Origin of the sequence: Flaviflexus huanghaiensis (assembly GCF_014118685.1) — a bacterium.
Classification (GTDB): Bacteria; Actinomycetota; Actinomycetes; order Actinomycetales; family Actinomycetaceae; genus Flaviflexus; species Flaviflexus huanghaiensis.
In genome coordinates, this window is sequence record NZ_JACFAK010000005.1 from 74,752 (window position 1) to 97,489 (window position 22,738).

The following is a 22,738-nucleotide window of genomic DNA, read 5'->3' on the forward strand; positions in this document are numbered from 1 at the left end:
TCGTGGATGTTGGACGATAACGAGCGTTGCTTGCCTGTTGCTCGGGCCTCGTTTGTCGAGTACCGCGTTCTAGCGAACGATCTCGATCCCGGTTGCCTCTGATGCTTCTTCGAGGGAACCAAGGTTGGTGATGTTCGTGAATCCGGCTTGTTCCATGAGGGCGGTTGCTTGGCTTGAGCGGTTGCCGGAGCGACAGTACACGAGATACTCCGCCTCGGGGTCGAGCTCGGGGATGGCCGATGCGACCTCGCCGGCGTTGAAATCGACGAGCTGCGCGCCCTCCAGATGGCCAGCGGCAAACTCGCTCGGCGTGCGCACGTCAAGAACGATAACGTCCTCGGACGCGTCGACTTTCCCCCCGTCGTCCGAACATGCTCCGAGACCCAGCAGGGCTGAGGCTGCGATGACTGCCGCGAGTACTCTTCTCATCTTTCAATCCTTCCAATCGACGAATCAGGGGTGAGGAAGTCAGTCCCAGGCGCTGTTGCAGTTTCGCAGATACCGCCCGGGCAATACATGGGTTCGGTCTTGCCGAACCGTTGCTGGAGGGCGCAGCCGACACAGATGCCGAAGGATGTTTCCAGGAATAGGAGAGTGAGGCACGTCCCGCACAGGACGAGCGTGACCCACAGGGGCGTTGCCAGCAACCCCATTGTCGTACATGACACGAACGCAAGACCGAATCCCAGCATCCAGGCGAACTCTTTCTGGGAAGCTCCCACCCACTCCGGCTTTTGGCGGCGGACGGCGAGTCTTCCAACTGCGAGTGTCGGTGACCACCGGTCTCCGAGTCCGATGCGAAGGAGCATGTCGAACATGAACAACATGCCGAACGGCTGAAGTGGCGCGGTTGAACCGGTGGCAAGCGCGGTGCCGAAGGCAATCCCGCCAGCGAGGAGCAGGATGCCAGCTGCGGCTCTGACGGCGCGCTCGTCAATGACAAGGACCACGTATCCGGGCACTCGGGCGCCGATCCGTGGGGGAGGGGAGGATGCCATGAAGCCTTACCTTGATGATGAAATGCGGGCGTACCGCGACTGATCAGCTGAGGAGCGGAGGTACTTCCTGAATGAGAACGAAAACTCCCATGACGAGAACGAAAACGCCGAAGCCCTTGCGAAGAGCCCGCTCCGGGACCCTCCCAGCCACGGCAGATCCAGCGAAGGATCCCGCAATCGCCACGCCCGTGAATGCCAGGATAAGTGGCCAGTTGAGGGACACCGACAGCAGGTAGCCGCCAAGTCCCGCGAACGACTTCATTGCGATGACGAGTAGCGACGTGCCGACCGCGATCGCCATCGGCAGGCCGCCAAGAATGTTGAGCGCAGGCACGATGAGGAAGCCGCCACCGGCACCGACGAGCCCGGTCGCGATACCGACGGCGAAACCATCGGCCAGGATGCGAACGAGCGAACGCCCGCCCGAGGGAGCATCTGCGCGTCCCTCTCGGCGTCCCCTAAACATTGCGGTTGCAGTCGCAATCATCATGAGGGCGAAGAGGACCATGAGGATTCCGCCAGGGATGTGCCCGCCGATGAGACCACCGACGAAGGCGCCGACCATGCCAGCGGCCCCAAACAGGAGCCCCATCCGCCATCTCACCCGGCCCGCCCTCGCATGACTCGTCATGCCAACGGCGCTTGTCACGCCGACTATGAAGAGGGAGGCGGCGATTGCCTCACGAGGCTCCATACCCAGCACATACGTGAGGATAGGAACGGTGAGGATCGAACCGCCGCCCCCGAGGAGCCCGAGTGAAACCCCAACCAGGCCAGCCAGGAGGAGTGCAGAGATGGTCAGGAGAGGATCCACTCAAGCCCCGGTATCAGACCGACTCGAGTACGGGAACGTTGCCCGGACGGGCGACCCAGGCGGCATAGCTGCCATCGATCTCCGCCACGTCGTAACCCTCCCGGCGAAGCGCGCTCGCGGCAACACTGTTGCGCACGCCGGTCTGACAGTAGGTGAGAATCGTGCCCGCGCCGGGTTCGGGGAGCTCGTCGAGGTGCCACATAATGCGGCCACCAGACAGTTGCTTCGCGCCAGGCAGGTGCCCATCGGTGAACTCGGACTTGTTCCTCACATCGAGGAGGAGGACATGGGGGAAGTCGTCAATCGCACTGGGGGAGACGACCGTCGGGGTCACGAGGTCGAGCCCATCGAGTGAGGTGATGAAGCCGCGGACGGTGTCGATGCCAACACGGATGAGGTGGTCCCTCATATCGTCCGCCTCCTCGCGGTTTTCTGCGAGCAGGACGAGCGGGCGCTTCTCAATCTCCGGGTCAACGATCCACGCACCGTAACTCGCTGCCTTGCGGACGCCTGGAATGTTGAGTGAGCGTGGCACTGTGCCCCCGTGCACAGTCTTGTGATGACGGGTATCGATGAGGATGACGCTGTCATCTGCGAGTGCCGAGACAAGCTCATCGGTGCTGTACTCGATGAGCTCTGGTAGCGCTCCGAGCACAGCCGGGCCCTCCCGGTTTTCCACCTTCATCCGAGCGAAGTAGGCATGTGCATCAGGCTGGCCACTCAGCAGCTCGTCGATGAAGCCCTTCTCGTCATCATCCTTGAGGTATGGACCCCACCACGAGAAGTGCTTCTCGTAGCCGACTGTTGAGGACGGGACTGCGCCAAGGGCCTTGCCGCACGCCGAGCCGGAGCCGTGGGCGGGCAGAACCTGGATGTAGTCCGGCAACGTTATGAAGCGATCGCGCAGACTCCGGAAAAGGTCTTTTGCTCCCTGGAACCGGGTGTCAATCCCGCCCGCTGCCTCGTCGAGGAGGTCTGGGCGGCCGAGATCGCCGACGAAGACGAAATCGCCCGTCAGCATGAAACCGGGTTCCTCGGACTGTGCGCCGTCCGTGATGAGGAAGGACATGTGTTCTGGCGTGTGGCCGGGGGTGTGGACCGCCTCGAGGGTGATATTGCCCAGCGAGATCCGGTGGCCGTCCTTCATACGGACTGCCCCATCAAATGCGTCGGAATAGGTCCAATCGGGGCCGCCCTCGTCGGAGACATAAACGGTAGCTCCCGTCTTCGCCGCAAGCTCGCGGGTTCCCGAGAGATAATCGGCATGGATGTGAGTCTCCGTCACGGCGACAATCGTCATGTCGTTCTTTTTCGCGAGGTTGAGGTAGACGTCGAGGTCGCGGCGGGGATCGACGACAATTGCGGTTCCGTTGGCCTGACAGCCGACGAGGTAGCTCGCCTGCGCGAGGTCTTCATCGTAGATGCGTTCGAGGAGCATGGTGATGCCTTTCGTGGATCAGGGGCGGAGTGAAATGTCCTACCGGCAGCGGCAACGCTCGGCTTCGGGAACGCCGCGCAGGGCGTAGTCGACATGCTGTCCGCAGCCGGACCATGTCGGCTTGCCGCAGTTAGAACAGGTGATTCGTGAACACATAGCTTTTTTACTCCGTGGGTTAATCAGATGACTGGGTTACGAGTGTTGTGTGGTTCCTACGCCTTGGCGTCAGTTTTCTGCTTTTCGGCTAGCTGCCGGCGCACGTCGTCCATGTCGAGGTCGCGTGCTCCTTGAATGAGCTGGTCGAGCTGTGGGGCACGCAGAGCGCCCGGCTGGGAGTAGACAAGGATGCCGTCGCGGAAAACCATAAGAGTTGGGATCGACTGAATACGGTACTGAGCGGCAAGAAGCTGCTCGGCCTCCGTGTCGACCTTGCCGAAGACGATGTCAGGATTGGCCTCGGACGCCTTCTCGTAGGTCGGTGCGAAGAAGCGGCACGGACCGCACCATGCGGCCCAGAAATCGACGAAGACAATGCCGTCGCGGTTGACGGTATCGGCGAACGTATCGTTCGTGAGATTGACGGTTGCCATAATGATCTCTTTCTCCTTACCGGCCGAACATCCGCGCGAAGAATCCTCCGCGCTGTGCCTTGGCAGCATCGATCTCTTCCTGGGTGTGTTTCCCGCCGCACCACTGTGACGCGGGCACAGACCTCCTCACCTGGGCAACATGCTGGCCGCAGCCAGACCACGTCGTCTTGCCGCAGGTGCGGCAGGTTGTAGCACTACACATTCATCTATCCTTCAGATCTGCCCAGACTCGATACGCCGGGGGGTATAATTTCGGTCGCGATAAGGATACCCTGGGGGGTATAAGCGATGTCAAGTAGAAGGACACGAGGATGTCATCCATCGAGACGAGCGATGAAAGCAAAGCAGAGGCGAAACGGAAGATCCTCAACCGGTTTCGCCGTGCGCACGGTCAGCTGGGGGCGATGATCGACGCATTTGAGCAAGATGCTCCATGCCGGGAGATTGTCCATCAGCTGGCGGCCGTGTCGAAGGCGCTCGATCGGGCAGGTTATCTCGTCATCTCACGTGCTTTGACGGATTGCCTCATGAATCCTGAGTCCGGTACGGAGGATCCCGACGAGTTGGAGGAGCTCTTTCTCCGGCTCGCGTGACATCCACCCTTCCTCCAGGTTGCCTTACTATGTTGGCGTCGAGGAGGAAGTTATGACTGACATCCGCGACACCGATCCCAAGGTTATCCTTTCTGCCATGCGCGAGGCAGGTGACAAAGTCGCCGAGTACCTCAGACGAGTGGCGCGCACTCCAACGGACCGAGATTTCAAGCGCGACAGGTTCGACGTCGTCACAGAGCACGATAGGCAGTGTGAAGAAATTGCTGTCGACGTGTTGCGTCGGGCGATACCCGACTGTCGAATCGTTGGTGAGGAGAAGGGCGAACGGCCTGGCGACAGCCCCGTGACGTTCTACGTCGATCCCATCGACGGCACGGCCAACTTCGCGGCGGGCATGCCGACGTTCGCCTTCTCGGTCGGCGCAGAGGTCGATGGCGAGCTCATCGCCGGCGTCGTCAACGCTCCGCTTCTCGGCCACGAATTCTACGCAGCGAAGGGCCACGGCTCCTGGGTCACGTCCTTCGACAGGGAGGAGCCGATCCGGCTTGGGGAGCCGATCGAACGTACGGCCTCAGAGAGTCTCGTCCTCACGGGTTTCCCCTCCGCCCGCGATCGACACACGTGGGGACCTGAAGGCCTCGCTGTTGCCGCCAAGCTCGCCACCGGTGTTCTCGGAGTGCGAAACCTCGGCAGCGCGGCCATCGACATCGCATGCGTCGCCGCCGGCTGGGCGGACGCCGCGTATGGCGTCGGCGCCAACCCCTGGGACACGGCAGGGGGAATCGTTCTCGTCATGGAGGCGGGCGGCCAATTCCTCCACTCGCCACTCCGCGGCGGCTACGGCGATCTGCCATGGCAACAACCGGGCTATGGCGTTATTGCACCCGGCCGCACAATTCCGCAGATCGGGTTGGCTCTCGAGGAGCTCGAGGGCGTCGCAGGACGCCTCGACGCGACGTGACACTCCGATTGTTCGGATATGCGCTGAGGACAAAAAATTGCGGTGATAGCGTCCCGATTATCGAACACCGGCACCAGGAAGACAGATGGAGTGGTTGACAGATCGAGCTCGGGGAACGTTCGCGGGATTCGTCCTCGGCGACAGCCTCGGTATCCCCACCAGCGGAATGACAGCGGACGAGGTAACAGATAAATACGGCTTCATCACGGGTGTCGGCGACCTCGGGGATCATGCGCGCCATCCTCGCGCACCACGGGGCTCGACCAGTTCCTACACGGAGCTCATGCTCCACTCAGCGCGGCTCATCGGTGAAGACTCTATTGATGCTGGCGGCGAGCCCCGTGACCCGCACCCCCGCCACACACCGGCATTCTCGACTGCGCGAGCCGCAGCCATGGCGCTGCCGATCGGAGTCGCCTATTCCGTAGCGGCGCACGGGGACCTGCTCTTCACAACAGTGGATGACCTGTGCTCCGTCACCAACGAGTCCCGGCAGTCACGTGAAGCGGCGATGATCGTTGCGGCCGCTATCAGCGCCGCCATCGATGGACAGACGGTGCATGAGGCAATAGACATCGCGCTCGCGCAGACGGCGGGCGCGACGATCGGAGGCCATCGGACCTCTGAGGCGTCCGTTGTTGCCCGGACGCTCCAGGCACTCGACTGGGCCGCGGATCTGCGCAGCATCGAACTCGTCGGTCACCTTCATGACGTTGTTGGCCTGTCGGTGTCAGCTGGTGAGGCGGTTCCCGCAGCGATGACGCTGGCCAGGGCTTACTCGCGCGACCCCTTTCGGGGAGTGTGTGCCGCGACTCAGCTTGGTGGCGAAAGCCCCCTTATCGGCGCCCTCGCGGGAGCTTTACTTGGCGCTGCCCGTGGGATTCAGGCCTACCCCCGCGATGTTCTCGACCGACTCGACCCGCTGGCCCTTGACATGGCAGTCGCGGACCGGCTCCTTGCCGATTCCGGACGGTGCAGCACGATCCGTGGTGCGACGATCGGGTGACGAGAACGTCATCGTCGGCTGGAGGGCCGGGGAGGCGGAGCGAACTGGTTAGAAAGCTGCGACCTTTGCCGGGTAGCCGCTCTTCGTCACGGTGTCAGCCAGAAGCTGGGCGTTGACAGACTCGGCGTGGCCCACGGTAATTTTACCGGTGGCGAACTGCACGTCGACCGAGTCGACACCGTCGATCTTCCCGAGAGCCTTCTCGAGCTTGTCGACGCAGGAGGGGCAGGAGAATCCCTGGGCGCGAAGGAGTGTTGTAGCTGACATGGGCTGTCCTTTCATCGAACGTGTTGACGATGCAAGGGTATGGGGGACGGGAGCCCGGGACGATGATCTGCATCAATCAACGAAGGTTCACTACACTGGCCACGGAAGAAACCAGAAGAAATGGGGTGACGGTGGCTCGATCACCGGTGACAAGGGCTGTTGGTGAGCCGCATCAGTGCTCGGAGGAGACGCGGCTCCGTGTCCTGCGGGCTGTGCGTTGGTTCAAGGACCTCAGCGAGGACGAGATCTACTCCATCAGCAGGGGAATCACTTCCCATGCGTGGTCCCCAGACGAATACTTGCAGATTGAGGGCGATCGAGCTGATGCGCTGCATGTCATCGCCCAGGGGATGGCGAAGGTTGAGAAGGTGTCGGCCGATGGGACGACGAGAATCGTCGACATCGCCGCTCCCGGGGATCTTGTCGGCGTTCTGCCGCAGCTCGGCGCGCCTGTCTACACGGACTCTGTCGCGACGCTCTCTGTCACCTGTGCGCTTCGCATCGAGGCCGAGCTCTTCACATCGATCATGCTTGAGCACCCTTCGGTTGCTGTCAACGTCGTCGACGATCTCGCCCATAAGCTCGCGCGCTCCCGACACAGCGAAACCCACGGCGGCCGGCCGGTGCCCCAACGGCTCGCCGATGTCCTCCTTATGCTGATGCGGAAAGCGGGGCGGCGCGACAACGAGGGCATCCTCATCGACCTGCCGCTCAGTCGGGTCGACCTCGCGGCGATGGCGGGATCAACCCCCGAATCGGTGTCGCGGACGATGAGTCGGTGGAAGTCTCAAGGACTCATCGACTCCGGTAGGCGCTGGACGAGAGTGCTTCGCCCGCGCGAGATCCACGAGATCGCGGGGGCCTGACCGCAGGTGTCGCAGTGCGAGGCGGTGCTTCAGCGGTGAGAGAACGCGCGCGACACTAAGGGTCCCCTTTTCGCTTAGTTTCTGCGGGAATACAGGTAAAGCCGCTGACGGGCTGGGCTGAAGTCCACCTGTCAGCTCTTTCGGAAGCACCGCCGGCTTATTAGTGTCGGTGGTATGACTGCAGATTTCTCCTCCTGGCCCCATGTTGTCATCGTCGGCGGCGGTTTTGCTGGCATCGCGGCAGCCCGCGGACTGCGCCGCGCGCGTGTTCGCGTCACGCTCATCGACCGCAACCCCTACTCGACGTTCCAGCCGTTGCTCTATCAGGTTGCGACTTCGACTCTCAATCCGGGCGACGTCACGTATTTCCTCCGAGCCGTCCGGCGCAACCAACCCAACCTGCGAGTCGAGCTTGGCTCCGTCGAGTTCATGGACCACGAGGACAAGCATGTCGTGCTCGACGATGGGAGGGCAATCAGCTACGACTACCTCATCGTCGCGAGCGGTGTCTCCGCCGCCTTCTTTGGCATTCCCGGTGCCGAAGAGAATGCGCTTCCTCTCTACACCCGAACGGAAGCGATCGATGTGCGCGACCGGATCAACGGCCTGCTCGATGCGGCGACGAAGCGGCCCGGCGAGCAGCTTCGCATCATCATCGTTGGGGGTGGGCCTACCGGAGTTGAGACAGCCGGAGCCCTCGCCGAGCTGAAAAATAAGGACTTGCCCATCCTTTATCCCGAGCTCGACGTCGACGCAATGGAGATCATGCTCGTCGACATGGCGGACCGTGTGCTTGGAGCCTTCAGCGAGTCCTCGTCGACCTATACGCATGAGGAGCTGGAGAAGCGCGGCGTGACCGTTGCCCTTGGCCAGTCCGTCAAGGAAGTCCGTGCAGACGGGGTCAAACTGCAGGCGATGGACGACTCGGGTGAGGAGACGTGGATGCCGGCCGCCGCTGTGCTGTGGGCCTCTGGTGTCGCTGTCCCACCCATTGCCAACTGGAACCTGCCTCAGGGCCGGGGCGGTCGAGTGTCGGTCTCTGACACTCTTCAGGTCGAAGGCCTTCCGCACGTCCTCGCCGCGGGCGACATCGCTGCTCTCGAAAGCGGGCCGCTACCGCAGCTTGCTCAGCCTGCGAAGCAGACCGGCGCCTACGCCGCGAAGGTCATCGAGGGACTCATCAACGGGACGGAGATCAGCCCCTTCGAGTACAAGGACCTCGGAGTGCTCGCGACAATTGGCCGCGCTGACGCCGTGGCAGAGGTCGGCAACCTTCCGGCACTCAAAGGCTTCGCCGCGTGGATGATCTGGAACTCGGTCCACATCGCCACCCTCATTGGCGGCCGTAATAGGATCTCTTCGATGGTCAACCTCGGATTGAAATACATCATGTGGGGGAGGAGCAACAACCTCATCGTCGGCGACATCACGGACTTCTCTCGAAACGCCACGATAGGTCCGCTGAGTGCCGCTCGGTCGATGAAGCGCCACGATCATTGGCGATAAGAGGGGCTTGACGATGGGGCGCGTGCTCGAGAGCACGCGCCCCATCACATCATCGCCAACCCTGTGGCTGACGACTGGAGTTCACGTCACCTGTTGTCGGTCACCCAGACGCGTCCCACGAAAGAACCCGCATCAACCCTCTCGCCGTTGACCGAAATGGTGCCGCCCTCAATCCTCACGGTTTGACCTGGATAGAGGCCCAGTCGTGAGGCTTCGCGCAGGCGCTCCGGATCTGAATCGTCAACCCTGACAACGATGGCCTCACCCTCCGCGGCATCGTCCAGCGGTATTGCCTGCCGAGGAGGCAGGCTACCATCCCGCCTCGGGATCGGGTCGCCATGTGGATCGTATTCGGGCGTGCCGAGAAGGTCGTCGATTGCCTCGATGAAGCGTGGCGACACAACGTGTTCGAGAGCGTCCGCCTCTTCGTGGATCTCGTCCCAGGAGTAGCCGAGGCGGCTGTGGAGAAACGTCTCGATGAGACGGTGGGCGCGGACCATCTCGAGGGCATGCGTCGTTCCCTCGTCGGTGAGCCTGATCGACTGATACTTCTCGTGATCGACGAGACCCTCGCGTGCGAGCTTGGCGATCGACTCCGAGACGGTCGACGGGGACAGGCCCATATCGCGCGCCAACTGGGTTGTCGTCACCGGCTCATCGGACCATTCGTTCGCTGACCAGATGTGCTTGAGATAGTCCTCGGTCGCTCTCGTCAGTCCACCCATAGGTCCTCCTTGTCACCGCTTCAAGCCTATTACCAGGAGCTTGAGGAACAAATCTAAGGATGGTCACGTTACATATGAATGTGAACCTACAACGTGACGATGATGCCACTGAATCGGGAATCCTCCGCCTGCTCAAGCGTGAAGGGCCCACGGAGAACGTGTCGATTGCCGTTGCCATTCTCGACCACATCGAGCAGGCCGGTCAGATGAGGGCGATTCTCGACTGCGCTGTCGACGACGTCCTCGACCTGAGGGCGTCTCAGGTCAGTGCGCTCAAGGAAATCGCCTCATCTCCCTGCACGATCGAGGAGCTCGCGGACCGCCTCGGACTCATTATGGCGGCCGCTCAACCGACCGTGGACTCTCTCGTCGACCTTGGCTACGTCGTCGCAACCGGGTCCGACGTCTACTATGCGACGGAGGCGGGCCTGGCAACGGTCGATCGCGCGGACGCGATTCGCTACCGTAGCGCAGACCTCGCCTCCGGACAGCTCACTGCCGAGCAACGTGCGGAGCTACCAGCGCTGCTCGGCGTGGGATTTAGCAGTGCGCGGCAGCTGCGGCGAGCTTGAGCGCTCCTTCGAAGCGGGCTTCGCGATCCTCAGCAGACATGTTCTGTGAATCATCGAGGAGATGGTCAGACACGGTGAGAACCGTCAGCGCCTCGGCTGAGTGCTGAGCGGCCAGCATGTACAGCGCCGCGGTTTCCATCTCCACACCTAACGTTCCCATGTCAGCCAGCTTTTGAACCTGGGCAGGGTCGTTGCCGTAGAACTTGTCGCGCGAGACGACGGGTCCGACATGGACGGTCGTGTCGCCGTCGGCTGCGGCGACAGCCGCCGACAGAAGATTCCAGGACGCCGTGTGCGACAGGCTGATGCCGGGTACGACGTCTGTGACAGATGAGTCTGTATGAGCGCCAATCGCGACGACGACGTCACCGACGTTGACTTTCGCTGCCATACCGCCGCACGTGCCGACCCGAATAATCCTTTGAACGCCGTAAAACATGAAGAGTTCGCTCGCGTAAATCGCGAGCGAGGGCTGACCCATTCCGGACGCCATGACCGACAGCGGCTTTCCGTTGTACTGCCCGGTGTAGGCACCGATGCCGCGTACGTCGGAGACCTTCTCCGCGTCCGGCATGAGGAGGGCTGCGATGCGCTCGGCGCGGCGGGGGTCTCCCGGCATGAGGACAGCGGGCGCGATAGAGCCCTCGGGGGCGCTGATGTGTGGGGTGGGCATAGTGCTCCTTCTCAATTGATCGGACGTGGCCAGTGTACGTTTGCGCCGGCTCGGTGCGCGGCGAAACTCGAGTCAGATATGGAGCTCTTCAATTCTTCCGAGGTTTGTCGGAACGGCTGGGTCTGTGGCCAATAGCGTGCGCTATGTCACTTAATCAGCGACAATGGGGCTCAGGCGCAAACGATGGCGCTTGGGAAAGGAAGCATCATGTCGCAACAGGGAGGGCCCCACGGCCCCAATTATGAGCAGGCTGCGAATCATCAGTCCGACCCTTCCTCCTACTCTGGACCGCAACAGGGACAGCCCGGGCGGCCGCCGATGGGTCAGCCGCACGCTGGCCAGCCGCACCCCGGGCAGCCGGGCTATGGCTACGGCTATGGGTCCCAGGCGGGCTACGGGACGCAACCGAGCGGATTTGTCGCTCTCTTCTCCACGAACTTCCCTCACCGCGGCCCGCAGTCTCTGCTCAGAATCGTCATGCTTCTCGGCATCATTGCATTTGGCATCTATGCTGGCTACGCTCTATTTGATCTCCTGACGATCCTGACCGCTGATTACGGTCCGGGGGCGATGGGGATCGTGACAGCAATACTCAGCTTCGCGTTCCGCGTAGCGTTCGGGCTTGTCCTCCTGGGTCTGCTCCGCGTGATCCTCGAGCACGACAGCCGCTCTGACAAGAAAGCCGATTCGTAAACCAATTGAGCTCCCATTACCGGATGGTCGCCTTCGACCTTGACGACACTCTCGCCCCCTCGAAGTCCCCTATCCCTCCCCGCATGGCGGCGGCGCTGGTCGAACTCCTCGACTGCGCCGACGTCTGCATCATCTCCGGAGGCAACCTCACGCAGTTTGAGAGCCAAGTTCTCGACCAGATCGAGGCGAGTGATTCGGCTCTTGAGCACCTCCACCTCATGCCGACCTGCGGCACGCGCTACCTGCGCTACCAGGACGGCAGGTGGGTGACTGTGTATGCACACGATCTCAGCGATGAGGAACGCGACTCGGCGATCTCCTCGTTGAAGAACCGAGCTGTCGAGCTGGACCTGTGGGAGGACAGGACGTGGGGCGATGTCATCGAGGACAGGGGATCCCAAATCACCTTCTCCGCCCTCGGCCAGGAAGCCCCCATCGAGGCAAAACGAGCGTGGGACCCTGACGGGTCGAAGAAGAACGCTCTGCGAGCAGCGGTGGCGGATGATCTTCCCGAGCTCGAGGTTCGCTCCGGCGGATCGACATCTGTCGATGTCACCCGAGCAGGCGTTGACAAGGCCTTCGGGATTACTCGTCTTTCGGAATACACGGGTGTTTCCTTCGATGACATGATTTTCGTCGGGGACCGTCTCGACCCGAACGGTAACGACTACCCTGTCGTCGCCCTCGGTTGCAAGACTTTTGCTGTGCGTAACTGGGAGGACACCGCCGATCTCGTCGAAAGGCTCGTCGACTGCTTCCCTGCAGAGACGCGCACGACGTCCGTCTGACACGACTGTGCCCCGGCCGAAGCCGGGGCACAGTCGTGTCGTTCAGATACCGCCGAGAAGCCGACGCAACTCCGCTAGGCGCGGAACCCCGACGATCCGCCACTGCTCGGCCCCGTCCGGCCCGCGGCTGATAAGAGTAGGCGTTGACGTAACACCGTCCGCCATGGCGGATTCCGGATGGTCGGAGGCGTTGATCTCCGTCACGGTGAATGCCACGTCCTTCGACGCGTAGTCAATCATGTGGCGCGCTGTCCGACAGGGTGCGCAAAACCCCGTCGTGTAGAGCACGAGTTCAGGCATCCGCGCGTCCTTCGGGCCGGACCTCCTCGCCCGGCGTGACCGGACCGGGGGGAGTGCCCTCACCGAACGGGCGCCCGCCGAGCGTCTCCCGTCCGTGCTCACTCAGCCAGCCTGAGTTGTCGGGGCCAGCGGGGACGATGCCGGAGGGATTAATGTCCGTGTGGACCTCGTAATAGTGGCTCTTAATCTGCTGGAAATCGATGGTGTCGCCGAAGCCGGGGGTTTGGAACAGGTCGCGTGCGTACGCCCACAGGACCGGCATTTCGGTCAGCTTCGATCGGTTTGTCTTGAAGTGGCCGTGGTAAACGGCGTCGAAGCGGACGAGGGTCGTGAAGAGTCGCACATCAGCTTCCGTGATTGTGTCGCCCATGAGGAAGCGCCGTGTCTCGAGCCGTTCGGAGACGGTGTCGAGAGCGGTGAACAGTCGCACATACGCCTCCTCATACGACTCCTGAGACCCGGCGAAGCCGCAGCGATAGACCCCGTTGTTAATCTCCGTGTAAATGAACCGCATGAGCGGATCCATCTCCTCGCGCAGATGCTCCGGATAGAGATCCGGCGCGCCCGGTCGGTGAAACTCTGCCCATTCGGTCGAGAAATCAAGAGTCATCTGTGCGAAATCATTTGTCACGACCGCGCCGTCACGTGTGTCGACGATGGCGGGGACGGTGATGCCGAGGGGGTACTCGGGATCGCGCGCGAGGTAGGCGTCCTTGAGCCGGTGGACCTTGAGGACTGGGTCAAGACCGCCCTCGTCTAAGTCAAAAGTCCACGAATCCGCGTCGTGTGTCGGCCCAGGCATGCCAACCGAGATCGCCTCCTCCAGGCCGAGGAGGCGGCGGACAATAAGGGTGCGGTTTGCCCATGGGCACGCGCGGGCGGCAATGAGGCGATAGCGGCCCGGCTCGACAATGTAGCCGGACTCTCCGTCGCGGGTAATGCGCGTCGTGATGTACCGGGAATCGCGTTCGAACGATTGGCCGGGGACGGAATAGACACCGCCCTTGGTGTGCTCTTCGCGCTGCTCTGATGCCACAGAAGTCCTTCCACAGATGTTGGTTCGACAGTTTACGTGTGTCGGCTCTCCACCTATCTAACTGGGTAACGTGCCCGTTAATTCCGTGTTCGCTTCGAGCGTCGGTTTGTGCTTCGTGTCGATGAGGGAGGAGATCGGCAGTTGGCTCGAGAGGTCACCTTCCTGTCAGAGAACAGGGCGTCGGCTCGCGATTGCTACCATGGGGCAGGCGAGCACTGCACGCTGCCCGCACCGACGAAACGGATCTGCGATGACCGATTTTGACAACATGACCGACGACGAGATTGAGGCCTATCTGGCAGCCGGAGAGGTCGAGCGGCCTCCAGCACCCGGAGCGGCCGAGTTTGGCCTGCTTATGATCGTCAGCGGTTTACTCGGGGCCTTCGCTTCTCTCCAGCTCCTCCTGAGCCAGCGTGCCCTCGAGTCGGATCCGTTCGCCTCGCTCTCCTGTGATGTCAACGAGATTCTCTCATGTTCGACGTTCCTCACGTCATGGGAGGGGAATGTCCTCGGCTTCTCGAACAGCTACCTCGGTCTCGTCGGTTTTGCCGCGATGGCGGTCATGGGCGTCTATCTGCTCGTGCGGAAAGCCCTTGCGTCATTCATGTGGGTCGCGATGGCCGCCGCCGCTGCGGCTGGAGTGCTCGCGCTCGCCTGGTTTCAATACACGTCTTTCAGCGCCGAGACACTGTGCCCGTGGTGCCTCGTCATCTGGGTCGCACTCGTCCCCTTCATCGTCCACGCCAGCGGGCAGGCGCACGCCAATCTGACGGACGGAACGAGCCGGGTGTGGCGCTACCGGTGGCTCATGATCGGGATCTGGTTCCTCGCGCTTCTTGCCTTCACATTCGTCTACTTCATCGACACGTGGCGGGTAGTACTCGGCTGGGAGTGAGCGGACGGTCAGTCGAGTGACGTCATGTGCTGTGGCACATATTTGCCATGACCGGCCTCGATGAGCGCGCTACGTAGCCGTTCCATCGCCGCATCGAGCTCCTCGCTTGGAACGTCCTTCTGCGCGGAGGCGAATGCGAGAGCTTTCTCGGTCAGCATGGGAATGACGTGAAGGTGGCAGTGCGGCACGCCGTAACCAGCGATGACGAGCCCGGACCGTGGCACGTCGAACGCGGTCTCCTGGACGCGCGCGATGATCCGCGCAACGTTGAAGAGGTGAGCCGCCGTGTCATCGTCAAGGTCGATGAACTTGTCGATCTCCTCGCGCGGTATGACCATGACGTGGCCGGTGGCGTGCGGCTCGATCGTTGCCATGGCGACACACACGTCGTCCGCCCACACAAATCGTCCAGGGATCTTGCCCGACATAATTTTTGTGAAAATGCTCATGGCGCCATTCTATGAGGTCGCTGCCATCACGTGGACCACGAAAGAGGCCCGCGGAGGCCTGCGCTAGAGTTGGTGCGTTACGAAGGGAGAACTATGTCCGAGACGACCGAACAGCCGTATCGGTACACGGCAGAGCTCGCAGGTGAGATTGAGCGCCGCTGGCAGGATCGCTGGGAAAACGGGGGCACCTACCACGTGCCCAATCCTGTTGGCGACCTTGCTGGAGATGTCTCTGCGGAGAAGTTCTACCTTCTCGACATGTTCCCCTACCCGTCCGGTAAGGGCCTTCACGTCGGCCACCCGTTCGGTTACATCGCCACCGACGTCGTCGGCCGCTTCCAGCGCATGCTCGGCAAGGCGGTGCTCCACACGATGGGATTCGACGCGTTCGGCCTGCCAGCCGAGCAGTATGCAGTCCAGACGGGCCAGCACCCGCGCCTGACGACCGAGCAGAACATCGAGAACATGAAGCGGCAACTGCGCCAGATCGGCCTCGGGCACGATCAGCGTCGCTCGTTCGCGACGACAGATGTCGACTATGTTCGTTGGACCCAGTGGATCTTCCTTCAGATCTACAACTCGTTTTACGACGAGAATGCGGACGGCCGCACCCCCGGTACGACGGGTCGTGCCCGCCCCATCTCCGAGCTTGTTGCCGAGTTCGAGTCCGGTAAGCGCCCGACACCGTCGGGCGCGCCGTGGGCTGATATGAGCGAGGACGCTCGTGCCGCCATCATCGATGATCACCGTCTTGCCTACATTTCTCATGCGCCCGTCAATTGGTGCCCGGGCCTCGGCACGGTGCTGGCGAACGAAGAGGTGACGAACGAGGGCCGGTCCGAGCGTGGTAACTATCCTGTGTTCCGTCGCCAGCTCCGCCAGTGGATGATGAGAATTACGACGTACGCAGACCGCCTTGCTGGTGACCTGGACACTGTCGACTGGCCTGAGAAGGTCGTGACCATGCAGCGGAACTGGATCGGCAAGAGCCAGGGCGCGTATGTGACCTTTACGGCGCATGGCGCTGATGGTGACCACGCCCTCGAGGTGTTCACGACCCGCCCGGACACGCTGTTCGGGGCGACGTTTATGGTCGTTTCTCCGGAGCATCCGATGTTGCAGGACGGGGCAGTGCCGACCGAATGGCCGGCGAACGTCACAGACGCATGGACGGGTGGTGCCCCCAACCCGCGTACCGCGGTGTCCTCCTACCAGGCGGCTGCGCGAAAGCTTGGGGAAGCGGCGAGGACGAGCGACGAGCGGGAAAAGACCGGCGTCTTTACCGGTATCTACGCCACGAACCCCGTCAGTGGTGACGAGATTCCAGTCTTCACGGCCGACTACGTCCTCATGGGATACGGGACCGGCGCGATTATGGCAGTTCCTGCGCACGATCAGCGCGACTACGACTTCGCGACCGCATTCGGCCTCCCGATCGTGCTCACGATCGCACCAGCCGACGACTTCCCGGGAGATGCGGCCTACCTTGGCGACGGTGAGGTCATCAACTCGGCGAACCCCGAGTTCTCGATTAACGGTCTCGACAAGACCGCTGCGATCGCCGCCGTGTCCGATTATCTCGCCCACAAGGGGATGGGAACACCGGCGGTGACGTACCGGCTACGTGATTGGCTGTTCTCACGCCAACGCTACTGGGGTGAGCCGTTCCCCATCGTCTACGACGAAGCAGGCAGGGCCTACGACCTGCCGGATTCGATGTTGCCGGTTGAACTCCCTGAGACCCCGGACTACTCGCCGCGCTCCTATGACCCGGACGATGCGGAGTCGATGCCGGAGCCGCCTCTCGGCCGGCTCAAAGATTGGGTCGCGGTGACTCTCGACCTGGGCGACGGCGAGAAGACGTATTACCGCGACACGAATACGATGCCGAACTGGGCAGGCTCCTGCTGGTACGAGTTGCGCTACCTGGACCCGAATAACGAGGACCGCTTCGTTGCCCCGGAGAATGAGGCGTACTGGATGGGGCCGCGCCCCGAGGTCGGGAACATGTCTGGCGGCGCCGACCTCTATGTCGGAGGCGTCGAACACGCTGTCCTCCACCTGCTGTATGCCCGGTTCTGGCACAAGGTCCTTTTCGATCTTGGCCACGTCTCATCGTCGGAGCCGTTCCACAAGCTCTTCAACCAGGGCATGATCGAGGCCTACGCGTACACGGACTCCCGAGGCCAGTACGTGCCCGCCGACGAGGTAGAGACGGCCGAGGAGGATGGCGAGCAGGTCTTCACGTACCGTGGTGAACGGGTGAACCGCGAGTACGGGAAGATGGGCAAGTCCCTGAAGAACACGGTGACCCCCGAAGAGATCAGCGCCGAGTATGGTGCTGACACCTTCCGCGTGTACGAAATGTCGATGGGCCCCATCGAGCAGTCCCGGGTGTGGGAGCCTCGCGCTGTCGTCGGCGCCCAGCGCTTCCTTCAACGGCTCTGGCGCAACATCGTCTCCGAAAAGACGGGTGAGACGACCGTTGCCGATGTCGCGCCATCGGAGGAGACCGCACGGCTTGCTGCCCGCACCGTGACGGATGTGCGAACTGAGTACGAGGCCATGCGGCCGAATACAGCGATCGCCAAGCTCATTGTCCTCAACAACCACCTCACGTCTCTCGACGAGGTGCCGCGGGAGGTGGCCGAGCAACTCGTCGCGATGGTTGGCCCGGTTGCTCCCCATATTGCAGAGGAACTGTGGTCGCGCCTCGGCCACGACACCTCGGTCGTCTACGCTCCGTTCCCCACCATTGATGAGTCCCTCCTCATCGAGGACACCGTCACCTGTGTTGTCCAGGTCAAGGGCAAGGTCCGTGACCGCATCGAGGTCCCTGCCGATATTGCTGAGGAGGATCTGACCGAGCGTGCTCTTGCACTGCCGAAGATTCAACAGTACCTGGAAGGTGAACCGCGGAAGATCGTGGTCCGCGCACCTCACCTCATCAACATCGTCCCGTAAGGAGAGACATGGACAGCGTGAGCGAGGCGAACTTCGGCGGCAGGGCCTGGCGGCTTGAGTATGCCGGAGCGACCGCCCTCGTCGCCGCACGCGGCGCCACACTCATTTCCTGGGACCCCGGCGTCGGTGAGAGCATCGTCGCTGGCTATGAGACCCCGGAGGAACTGGCGAGCGGCAAGGGATCACGTAGCCGCATTCTCGCGCCGTTCGCAGGCCGGATTAATCGCGGCACGTTTTCCTGGAATGGCCGATCGATCTCGGTGCCGGTCGCGTCCGACGGTCACGCACGGCACGGTGTTGCCTCGAGGCTCGACTTCGAGTCCGTCTCACGCGGATCGACCCTTCAGTTGCGGGCCGAGCATGAGGCCGATGATGACTGGCCGTGGTCGTTCGCGATTGACGTCATCTATGCCCTCGGGGTCGGTGAGGGCGGCTCGCACCGGCTGTCCGTTGACATCTCCGTCACAAATCTCTCGCCAGAGAAGGCTCCAGTCGGCATCGGGTGGCATTCTCTCCTAACGTTCCCCGGCGGCGGAAGAATTACTGACGTGGGTCTGACGATCCCCGCTCGGAAGCGGATCCTCACGTCGCAGGAACTTATCCCACTTCCCGGGGAATCGGCCTACGCCGGCATTCACGCGCCTGTCGTAAGGGACCGTATCGGTAGCGAGGAGATCGACGCCGCCTACCTGGGCCTCGTCCCGAACGACGAGGGTGTCGTCAAAACGTCTCTGTCGAACCCGCTGACAGGAAAGACGATCTCCCTCATCCAGGAGCCTGCCGAGGCTCCGGTCATTGTCGTGTGGACCGGCGATGGACTGGATCGCGGGGCCCGCGAAGCGATCGCACTCGAGCCGTATTCCCACGTGCCTGATGCGGTCAATCGTGCGGACGCATCGGCGTCAATCGGCCTTCCGCCAGGCGCAGCCAGGTCGATGACTGCCACTCTCGTCTACTCGTAAGCGACCGTACACGCCAACACGGAAAGCTTGCGCAACGGCGGGCCTAGCGGCGGCGTCAACCGCCATACATTCAAGCTCGTCCGGATCGTCTGCTTTGGACACTCGAACAGGTTGGCGAGCAACGACGCGCGAGCAGGCTGGCGTGGCAGTTCACGGACTGACGCCACTGCGGCAGGGGTACGAATAGTCTCCGCGAAGGCAGGTCTGCCGACACCCTCGGGCTCTGAGTTTTGCACCGTGATCTCCAAAAGACTGACCCCCCCGTCATGAGGTTCTCGCGGTCCGATGAGGATGTCCCAGTCCCTTCCGGGACTCTTGGCACTCACCCACCATCAGCGGCGGGAAGCCTGTCGCGGTTTCGTTAGTGCAGTCGCCGATCCGGGCGAGCGTTGACTCTGCCGCGTAGGTCTCGTCCTCGCTCTGCACGACGCCCCCAACTTTTCGTTCGCTGTTCTGGGCCAGCAAGACTCGGGAGGCGTTTGATCGTCGTCACTAGTCTGGCGGACCGGATGCCAAGAGCCTCGGGTCTTCGGCTCTGTGGCAGGAGCGGTGCCGCACGGAGCGCGGCGTTTGCGGTCGCGCATCCCGCCCAGATTCTGGTGACGACGGCCTTGCGCCGGGTTTTCCTTACGTCGGAGCTTACCGAAGCGGTGCGGTCCCCAGGACGCCCGCGGATTGGCTGTCCTCAGCCCGTAATCTCTTCGCGCCAGTCGACAGACAGAGTGACGATCGTAGAAGGTATGAAAGCCAAAGACCTCGTACGCACCGCCTACCGCGTCGGGACGGGTGAGGACATTATGTCGCCCCCAGAACAGGGGAGACGAACCGCACGGCTCGCGTTCGACAATCGGTCGGCAGCTCTCACGATACTTGTCCTCGCTCTCGTCGCCGGACTACTCGTCGGCTGGACGTTGTCACGGCCCGTTGAAGTCCACGCGCTACCTGCCGCGCCGACAGATACCGTGACGTTGCCAGCAGAAGAGCCGCAGGCTCCCGTGCCAAGCCCCCTGCCCACTGAGCCGAGCACGGTGACGGTCTACGTGTCTGGCATGGTCAACAACCCCGGCATCGTCGAGCTTCCGCAGGGCTCCCGCGTCGCGCTCGCGGTCGAGCAAGCGGGTGGGATGAGTGCGGAGGCGGACTGGAACGCCCTCAATCTCGCGCGTGTCCTTGTCGACGGTGAACACGTCGTCGTTCCTGCACCGGGTGAGGAGGTGCCAGCCGCTATTGAACAGGCACCCGAGCAGGCCGCGGAACCATCATCGGGGCTTGTCAACATCAACAGCGCGGGTCCTGCCGAACTTGAAACACTGCCCGGGGTCGGCCCGGCGATCGCTCAAAAGATCATCGATTGGCGCGAGACAAACGGGCCATTTAGCACCGTCGAGGAGCTCATGGAGGTGTCGGGGATCGGACCGGCGACGCTTGCGAACCTGCGTGATCACGTGACGACATGACCCACAGGGACCTTCGGATCTTGCTCGCCGCACTAGGGTGGTGGGCCGCGGCGATCGGTACATTGCTCGAGGGAGCCGGATTCGTCATGACGTGCGTCAGCTTCTTAGCGGGCTCCTTTTTCTGTGGCCGCCTCGTGCTTCGGCATGTCGGACGAGATTCTGCGGTGCGTTTTTGGGGACCGACCGTTGTCGTTCTCATCTCTGCTGCCATATGTTCGTCCGGTCTGACCGCTGCGCACCAGTATCTCGCCGGACAGGGGATTCTCGCGAGACTGACGGAACAGCGAGCGGTCGTCCACCTTGCTGGTTCTATCACGTCCTACCCAAACCCGGCCGGTGAGCGTGTGCTGAGAAGTATGCGAGTGGAAAGAGTGACGGGGCGCGGAGAGGTATCGAGCGCCTACTCGTCGGTGGCACTGCTCGGCGGCGACGAGCTCGTGAACGTGAACCTGGGGGAGCACATCGACGTCCTCGTGAAACTCGAGCCAACTGACAGGGGCTCACGGGAGATCGCGTGGGCAACAGTTGTTGGTGAGCCGACGGTGACGGGGCACGCTGGCCCTGTCTCACGCTGGATTGCTACGCGGGCTGACCGGCTCTCCGCGAACCTACGTCACGAGTTACCGCAGATCCAAGGGCTTGTACCCGGTCTTGCCATCGGTGATGATTCGAGGCTCCCGGAGGAGCATGGGGAGGCACTCGCCGCTGTCAACCTCACCCACCTCACAGCAGTCTCGGGATCCCACGTATCAATGATCTGCGGCATCGCGCTTGTCCTTGTCGGGCGTCGCAGACGGGCACGTGCCGTCATTGTCGCGGGTGGTGTGCTTGCCGTCCTCATCGTCGCCACCGGTGGTCAGCCCTCCGTCCTGCGCGCGGGCGTCATGGGAGCGGTCGTGCTCAGCGCCATCTGGCTCCGGCGACCGAGCAGTGCCCTTCCCGCCCTTGGAGTGTCGATCATCGTTCTCGTCGGTCTCGAGCCAAGCCTCGCCCTGGCGTACGGATTCATCCTGTCCGTTGTCTCCACCGCAGCAATCATCGTGTGGGCGCGCCCAGCGGCGAGCCTCCTCGCCCCCATCCTCACCGTCCCCGGGGCGAACCTGCTCGCCGTCCCGATCGTCGCGCATCTCGCCTGCGCCCCAATCATCCTTCTCCTGTCCGACTCCGCCTCCATCTGGTCAGCTCTCGCCAATGCCCTCGTCGCTCCCGTCGTGCCAGCAGGGACTATTGTCGCGCTCGCGGGCCTCCTCCTCGCACCAGCGCCAGCAGTGGGACCCGCGCTCGCGTGGATCGCCGCACGCTGCGTCTCGTGGATTGACATCGTTGCCGGGGAACTCTCGGGGTGGCCCGGGTCGGGCATGGATGGCCGTCTCGTTGCCGCCGTGTATGCGGCGCTCCTCCTCGCTGCCTGGCTCACCGCTCGAACACGGCTACGCACAACCTGGCTCGTCGCTGCCGCCCTCGGCCTCAGCGCCTATCGTCTCGTACCGACCCCGGTCCCGGACTGGGACATCGTCCAATGCGACGTGGGTCAGGGAGCGGCGACACTTGTCCGCGTCGATGGTCTCGTTTACCTCGTCGACACGGGGCCTCCGGGGTCGCGGCTCGGTGACTGCCTGTCCGCAGCGGGTGCTGACGTCGACATTCTCATCCTCACTCACCTCCACGCTGACCATGTCGGTGAGATCCGCACCGCGCTTAACAGGGGAGTGACAGAGGTGTGGGCCGGTCCAGGAATGCAATTCGAGGTTGAGAGCATGGTCGGTGACCGGTCTGTCCGGGAGGTGTCCGCAGGTGACCGCTTTGGGGGCCTTGAGATCCTCTGGCCCCAGGGTCCAGCAGATTGTTATGACGAAAGTTGCGAGAACGACAACTCCGTCGTCGTGAGAGCGAATGTTGGCAGATCGTTCCTTATCACCGGTGACATCGAGCTGTCGGCCCAGCGCCAGCTCGCACGGCACGACGTTGCCGCCGATGTCGTTCTCGTTCCGCACCACGGATCGCCAAGGCAAAGCGAGGCCTTCGCCGATGCTGTCGGCGCGACCCTCGCACTTCTCTCCTACGGCGAGAACTCCTACGGTCATCCCGCGCCAGCAACTGTCGAGCTTTACAGCCGTGGGGCAGAGATCATGGCAACCGAAGATGGGGACATCTTCCTCCGTGTGGCGAAGTGACGGTCCGTAGCCGGGTCGGAGCCAGTCGAGCATCATGGAATACTTGGACC

Annotated in this window: 24 protein-coding genes; 13 read left to right on the forward strand and 11 right to left on the reverse strand. The window is 62.5% G+C overall.

From position 1 onward, the window contains the following. Positions 1-69: 69 nt before the first annotated feature. The 5 genes from H7E91_RS05085 to trxA all read right to left on the reverse strand — a co-directional run bounded on the left by H7E91_RS05085 (position 70) and on the right by trxA (position 3,840). On the reverse strand, positions 70-429 hold the full coding sequence (locus H7E91_RS05085) for a rhodanese-like domain-containing protein (RefSeq protein WP_182354016.1): 360 nt from the start codon (positions 427-429) through the stop codon (positions 70-72). Next, complete coding sequence (locus tag H7E91_RS05090) at positions 426-998, reverse strand: DUF4395 domain-containing protein (RefSeq protein ID WP_182354017.1); 573 nt, start codon at positions 996-998, stop codon at positions 426-428. Before H7E91_RS05090 ends, H7E91_RS05085 begins: the two co-directional genes overlap by 4 nt. A 43-nt stretch (positions 999-1,041) precedes the next feature. Then, positions 1,042-1,812, reverse strand: a complete 771-nt coding sequence (locus H7E91_RS05095; RefSeq protein ID WP_206680358.1) for a TSUP family transporter — start codon at positions 1,810-1,812, stop codon at positions 1,042-1,044. A 13-nt stretch (positions 1,813-1,825) separates the two neighbouring features. Beyond that, positions 1,826-3,250 carry an MBL fold metallo-hydrolase gene (locus H7E91_RS05100; protein ID WP_182354018.1) on the reverse strand — a complete coding sequence of 475 codons (1,425 nt, stop codon included), beginning with the start codon at positions 3,248-3,250 and terminating at the stop codon, positions 1,826-1,828. 212 nt (positions 3,251-3,462) lie between these two features. Further along, positions 3,463-3,840 carry a thioredoxin gene (gene trxA, locus H7E91_RS05105; RefSeq protein WP_182354019.1) on the reverse strand — a complete coding sequence of 126 codons (378 nt, stop codon included), beginning with the start codon at positions 3,838-3,840 and terminating at the stop codon, positions 3,463-3,465. 311 nt (positions 3,841-4,151) lie between these two features. Here trxA and H7E91_RS05110 point away from each other — a divergent pair, with 311 nt between their 5' ends. From H7E91_RS05110 to H7E91_RS05120, 3 genes are all read left to right on the forward strand, one after another. Further along, on the forward strand, positions 4,152-4,433 hold the full coding sequence (locus H7E91_RS05110; RefSeq protein WP_182354020.1) for a metal-sensitive transcriptional regulator: 282 nt from the start codon (positions 4,152-4,154) through the stop codon (positions 4,431-4,433). Positions 4,434-4,485: 52 nt separating this feature from the next. Next, positions 4,486-5,355: an inositol monophosphatase family protein gene (locus H7E91_RS05115; protein WP_182354021.1), complete on the forward strand. Its 870-nt coding sequence runs from the start codon at positions 4,486-4,488 to the stop codon at positions 5,353-5,355. 85 nt (positions 5,356-5,440) lie between these two features. Further along, positions 5,441-6,361, forward strand: a complete 921-nt coding sequence (locus H7E91_RS05120) for an ADP-ribosylglycohydrolase family protein (RefSeq protein WP_182354022.1) — start codon at positions 5,441-5,443, stop codon at positions 6,359-6,361. A 48-nt stretch (positions 6,362-6,409) separates the two neighbouring features. Here the strand turns inward: H7E91_RS05120 and H7E91_RS05125 are convergent, their stop codons facing one another. Beyond that, positions 6,410-6,628 carry a heavy-metal-associated domain-containing protein gene (locus H7E91_RS05125; protein WP_241698402.1) on the reverse strand — a complete coding sequence of 73 codons (219 nt, stop codon included), beginning with the start codon at positions 6,626-6,628 and terminating at the stop codon, positions 6,410-6,412. Between the two features lie 131 nt (positions 6,629-6,759). Here H7E91_RS05125 and H7E91_RS05130 point away from each other — a divergent pair, with 131 nt between their 5' ends. Both H7E91_RS05130 and H7E91_RS05135 read left to right on the forward strand, forming a co-directional pair. Next, the gene (locus H7E91_RS05130) at positions 6,760-7,494 is read left to right on the forward strand and encodes a helix-turn-helix domain-containing protein (RefSeq protein ID WP_182354024.1); all 735 of its coding nucleotides are present in this window, start codon (positions 6,760-6,762) and stop codon (positions 7,492-7,494) included. 174 nt (positions 7,495-7,668) lie between these two features. Beyond that, positions 7,669-9,000, forward strand: a complete 1,332-nt coding sequence (locus tag H7E91_RS05135; RefSeq protein ID WP_182354025.1) for an NAD(P)/FAD-dependent oxidoreductase — start codon at positions 7,669-7,671, stop codon at positions 8,998-9,000. Positions 9,001-9,086: 86 nt separating this feature from the next. Here the strand turns inward: H7E91_RS05135 and H7E91_RS05140 are convergent, their stop codons facing one another. Further along, positions 9,087-9,725 carry a metal-dependent transcriptional regulator gene (locus H7E91_RS05140; RefSeq protein WP_182354026.1) on the reverse strand — a complete coding sequence of 213 codons (639 nt, stop codon included), beginning with the start codon at positions 9,723-9,725 and terminating at the stop codon, positions 9,087-9,089. Positions 9,726-9,805: 80 nt separating this feature from the next. On the opposite strand from H7E91_RS05140, the gene H7E91_RS05145 reads away from it, so the two are divergent. Then, positions 9,806-10,297 carry a helix-turn-helix domain-containing protein gene (locus H7E91_RS05145; RefSeq protein WP_182354027.1) on the forward strand — a complete coding sequence of 164 codons (492 nt, stop codon included), beginning with the start codon at positions 9,806-9,808 and terminating at the stop codon, positions 10,295-10,297. Here the strand turns inward: H7E91_RS05145 and H7E91_RS05150 are convergent. After that, positions 10,266-10,970, reverse strand: coding sequence for a purine-nucleoside phosphorylase (locus H7E91_RS05150; RefSeq protein ID WP_182354028.1), 705 nt, complete (start codon positions 10,968-10,970; stop codon positions 10,266-10,268). The genes H7E91_RS05145 and H7E91_RS05150 overlap by 32 nt on opposite strands. A 207-nt stretch (positions 10,971-11,177) precedes the next feature. Between H7E91_RS05150 and H7E91_RS05155 the strand changes: the two genes are divergently transcribed. Beyond that, on the forward strand, positions 11,178-11,663 hold the full coding sequence (locus tag H7E91_RS05155; protein WP_182354029.1) for a hypothetical protein: 486 nt from the start codon (positions 11,178-11,180) through the stop codon (positions 11,661-11,663). Between the two features lie 23 nt (positions 11,664-11,686). Further along, positions 11,687-12,451 carry an HAD-IIB family hydrolase gene (locus tag H7E91_RS05160; protein ID WP_182354030.1) on the forward strand — a complete coding sequence of 255 codons (765 nt, stop codon included), beginning with the start codon at positions 11,687-11,689 and terminating at the stop codon, positions 12,449-12,451. Positions 12,452-12,493: 42 nt separating this feature from the next. Here H7E91_RS05160 and H7E91_RS05165 read toward each other — a convergent pair whose 3' ends face one another. Next, a complete protein-coding gene (locus tag H7E91_RS05165; protein WP_182354031.1) occupies positions 12,494-12,751 on the reverse strand; it encodes a thioredoxin family protein in 258 nt (85 codons plus the stop codon). Next, the gene (locus tag H7E91_RS12090) at positions 12,744-13,787 is read right to left on the reverse strand and encodes a glutathione S-transferase C-terminal domain-containing protein (RefSeq protein WP_182354032.1); all 1,044 of its coding nucleotides are present in this window, start codon (positions 13,785-13,787) and stop codon (positions 12,744-12,746) included. Before H7E91_RS12090 ends, H7E91_RS05165 begins: the two co-directional genes overlap by 8 nt. Before the next feature lie 250 nt (positions 13,788-14,037). On the opposite strand from H7E91_RS12090, the gene H7E91_RS05175 reads away from it, so the two are divergent. Next, on the forward strand, positions 14,038-14,682 hold the full coding sequence (locus tag H7E91_RS05175) for a vitamin K epoxide reductase family protein (RefSeq protein WP_182354033.1): 645 nt from the start codon (positions 14,038-14,040) through the stop codon (positions 14,680-14,682). Positions 14,683-14,690: 8 nt separating this feature from the next. Here H7E91_RS05175 and H7E91_RS05180 read toward each other — a convergent pair whose 3' ends face one another. Next, a complete protein-coding gene (locus tag H7E91_RS05180; protein WP_182354034.1) occupies positions 14,691-15,131 on the reverse strand; it encodes an HIT family protein in 441 nt (146 codons plus the stop codon). 93 nt (positions 15,132-15,224) lie between these two features. On the opposite strand from H7E91_RS05180, the gene leuS reads away from it, so the two are divergent. From leuS to H7E91_RS05200, 4 genes are all read left to right on the forward strand, one after another. Beyond that, entirely contained in the window at positions 15,225-18,095 is a 2,871-nt protein-coding gene (gene leuS, locus H7E91_RS05185) for a leucine--tRNA ligase (protein ID WP_182354035.1), read from the forward strand. 8 nt (positions 18,096-18,103) lie between these two features. Further along, positions 18,104-19,057 (forward strand): aldose 1-epimerase, encoded by a 954-nt coding sequence (locus tag H7E91_RS05190; protein ID WP_182354036.1) that lies wholly within the window; start codon positions 18,104-18,106, stop codon positions 19,055-19,057. Positions 19,058-19,779: 722 nt separating this feature from the next. Further along, positions 19,780-20,514, forward strand: coding sequence for a helix-hairpin-helix domain-containing protein (locus H7E91_RS11965; protein WP_182354037.1), 735 nt, complete (start codon positions 19,780-19,782; stop codon positions 20,512-20,514). After that, on the forward strand, positions 20,511-22,688 hold the full coding sequence (locus H7E91_RS05200) for a ComEC/Rec2 family competence protein (RefSeq protein ID WP_182354038.1): 2,178 nt from the start codon (positions 20,511-20,513) through the stop codon (positions 22,686-22,688). The genes H7E91_RS11965 and H7E91_RS05200 overlap by 4 nt, the downstream gene beginning before the upstream one ends. The last annotated feature ends 50 nt before the right edge of the window (positions 22,689-22,738 follow it).

Coding starts and splice junctions, on each gene's coding strand:
- H7E91_RS05085 (WP_182354016.1), bottom strand. CDS start 429: ATGAGAAGAGTACTCGCGGCAGTCATCGCAGCCTCAGCCCTGCTGGGT.
- H7E91_RS05090 (WP_182354017.1), bottom strand. CDS start 998: ATGGCATCCTCCCCTCCCCCACGGATCGGCGCCCGAGTGCCCGGATAC.
- H7E91_RS05100 (WP_182354018.1), bottom strand. CDS start 3,250: ATGCTCCTCGAACGCATCTACGATGAAGACCTCGCGCAGGCGAGCTAC.
- trxA (WP_182354019.1), bottom strand. CDS start 3,840: ATGGCAACCGTCAATCTCACGAACGATACGTTCGCCGATACCGTCAAC.
- H7E91_RS05110 (WP_182354020.1), top strand. CDS start 4,152: ATGTCATCCATCGAGACGAGCGATGAAAGCAAAGCAGAGGCGAAACGG.
- H7E91_RS05115 (WP_182354021.1), top strand. CDS start 4,486: ATGACTGACATCCGCGACACCGATCCCAAGGTTATCCTTTCTGCCATG.
- H7E91_RS05120 (WP_182354022.1), top strand. CDS start 5,441: ATGGAGTGGTTGACAGATCGAGCTCGGGGAACGTTCGCGGGATTCGTC.
- H7E91_RS05125 (WP_241698402.1), bottom strand. CDS start 6,628: ATGTCAGCTACAACACTCCTTCGCGCCCAGGGATTCTCCTGCCCCTCC.
- H7E91_RS05135 (WP_182354025.1), top strand. CDS start 7,669: ATGACTGCAGATTTCTCCTCCTGGCCCCATGTTGTCATCGTCGGCGGC.
- H7E91_RS05140 (WP_182354026.1), bottom strand. CDS start 9,725: ATGGGTGGACTGACGAGAGCGACCGAGGACTATCTCAAGCACATCTGG.
- H7E91_RS05150 (WP_182354028.1), bottom strand. CDS start 10,970: ATGCCCACCCCACACATCAGCGCCCCCGAGGGCTCTATCGCGCCCGCT.
- H7E91_RS05155 (WP_182354029.1), top strand. CDS start 11,178: ATGTCGCAACAGGGAGGGCCCCACGGCCCCAATTATGAGCAGGCTGCG.
- H7E91_RS05160 (WP_182354030.1), top strand. CDS start 11,687: ATGGTCGCCTTCGACCTTGACGACACTCTCGCCCCCTCGAAGTCCCCT.
- H7E91_RS05165 (WP_182354031.1), bottom strand. CDS start 12,751: ATGCCTGAACTCGTGCTCTACACGACGGGGTTTTGCGCACCCTGTCGG.
- H7E91_RS05175 (WP_182354033.1), top strand. CDS start 14,038: ATGACCGATTTTGACAACATGACCGACGACGAGATTGAGGCCTATCTG.
- H7E91_RS05180 (WP_182354034.1), bottom strand. CDS start 15,131: ATGAGCATTTTCACAAAAATTATGTCGGGCAAGATCCCTGGACGATTT.
- leuS (WP_182354035.1), top strand. CDS start 15,225: ATGTCCGAGACGACCGAACAGCCGTATCGGTACACGGCAGAGCTCGCA.
- H7E91_RS05190 (WP_182354036.1), top strand. CDS start 18,104: ATGGACAGCGTGAGCGAGGCGAACTTCGGCGGCAGGGCCTGGCGGCTT.
- H7E91_RS05200 (WP_182354038.1), top strand. CDS start 20,511: ATGACCCACAGGGACCTTCGGATCTTGCTCGCCGCACTAGGGTGGTGG.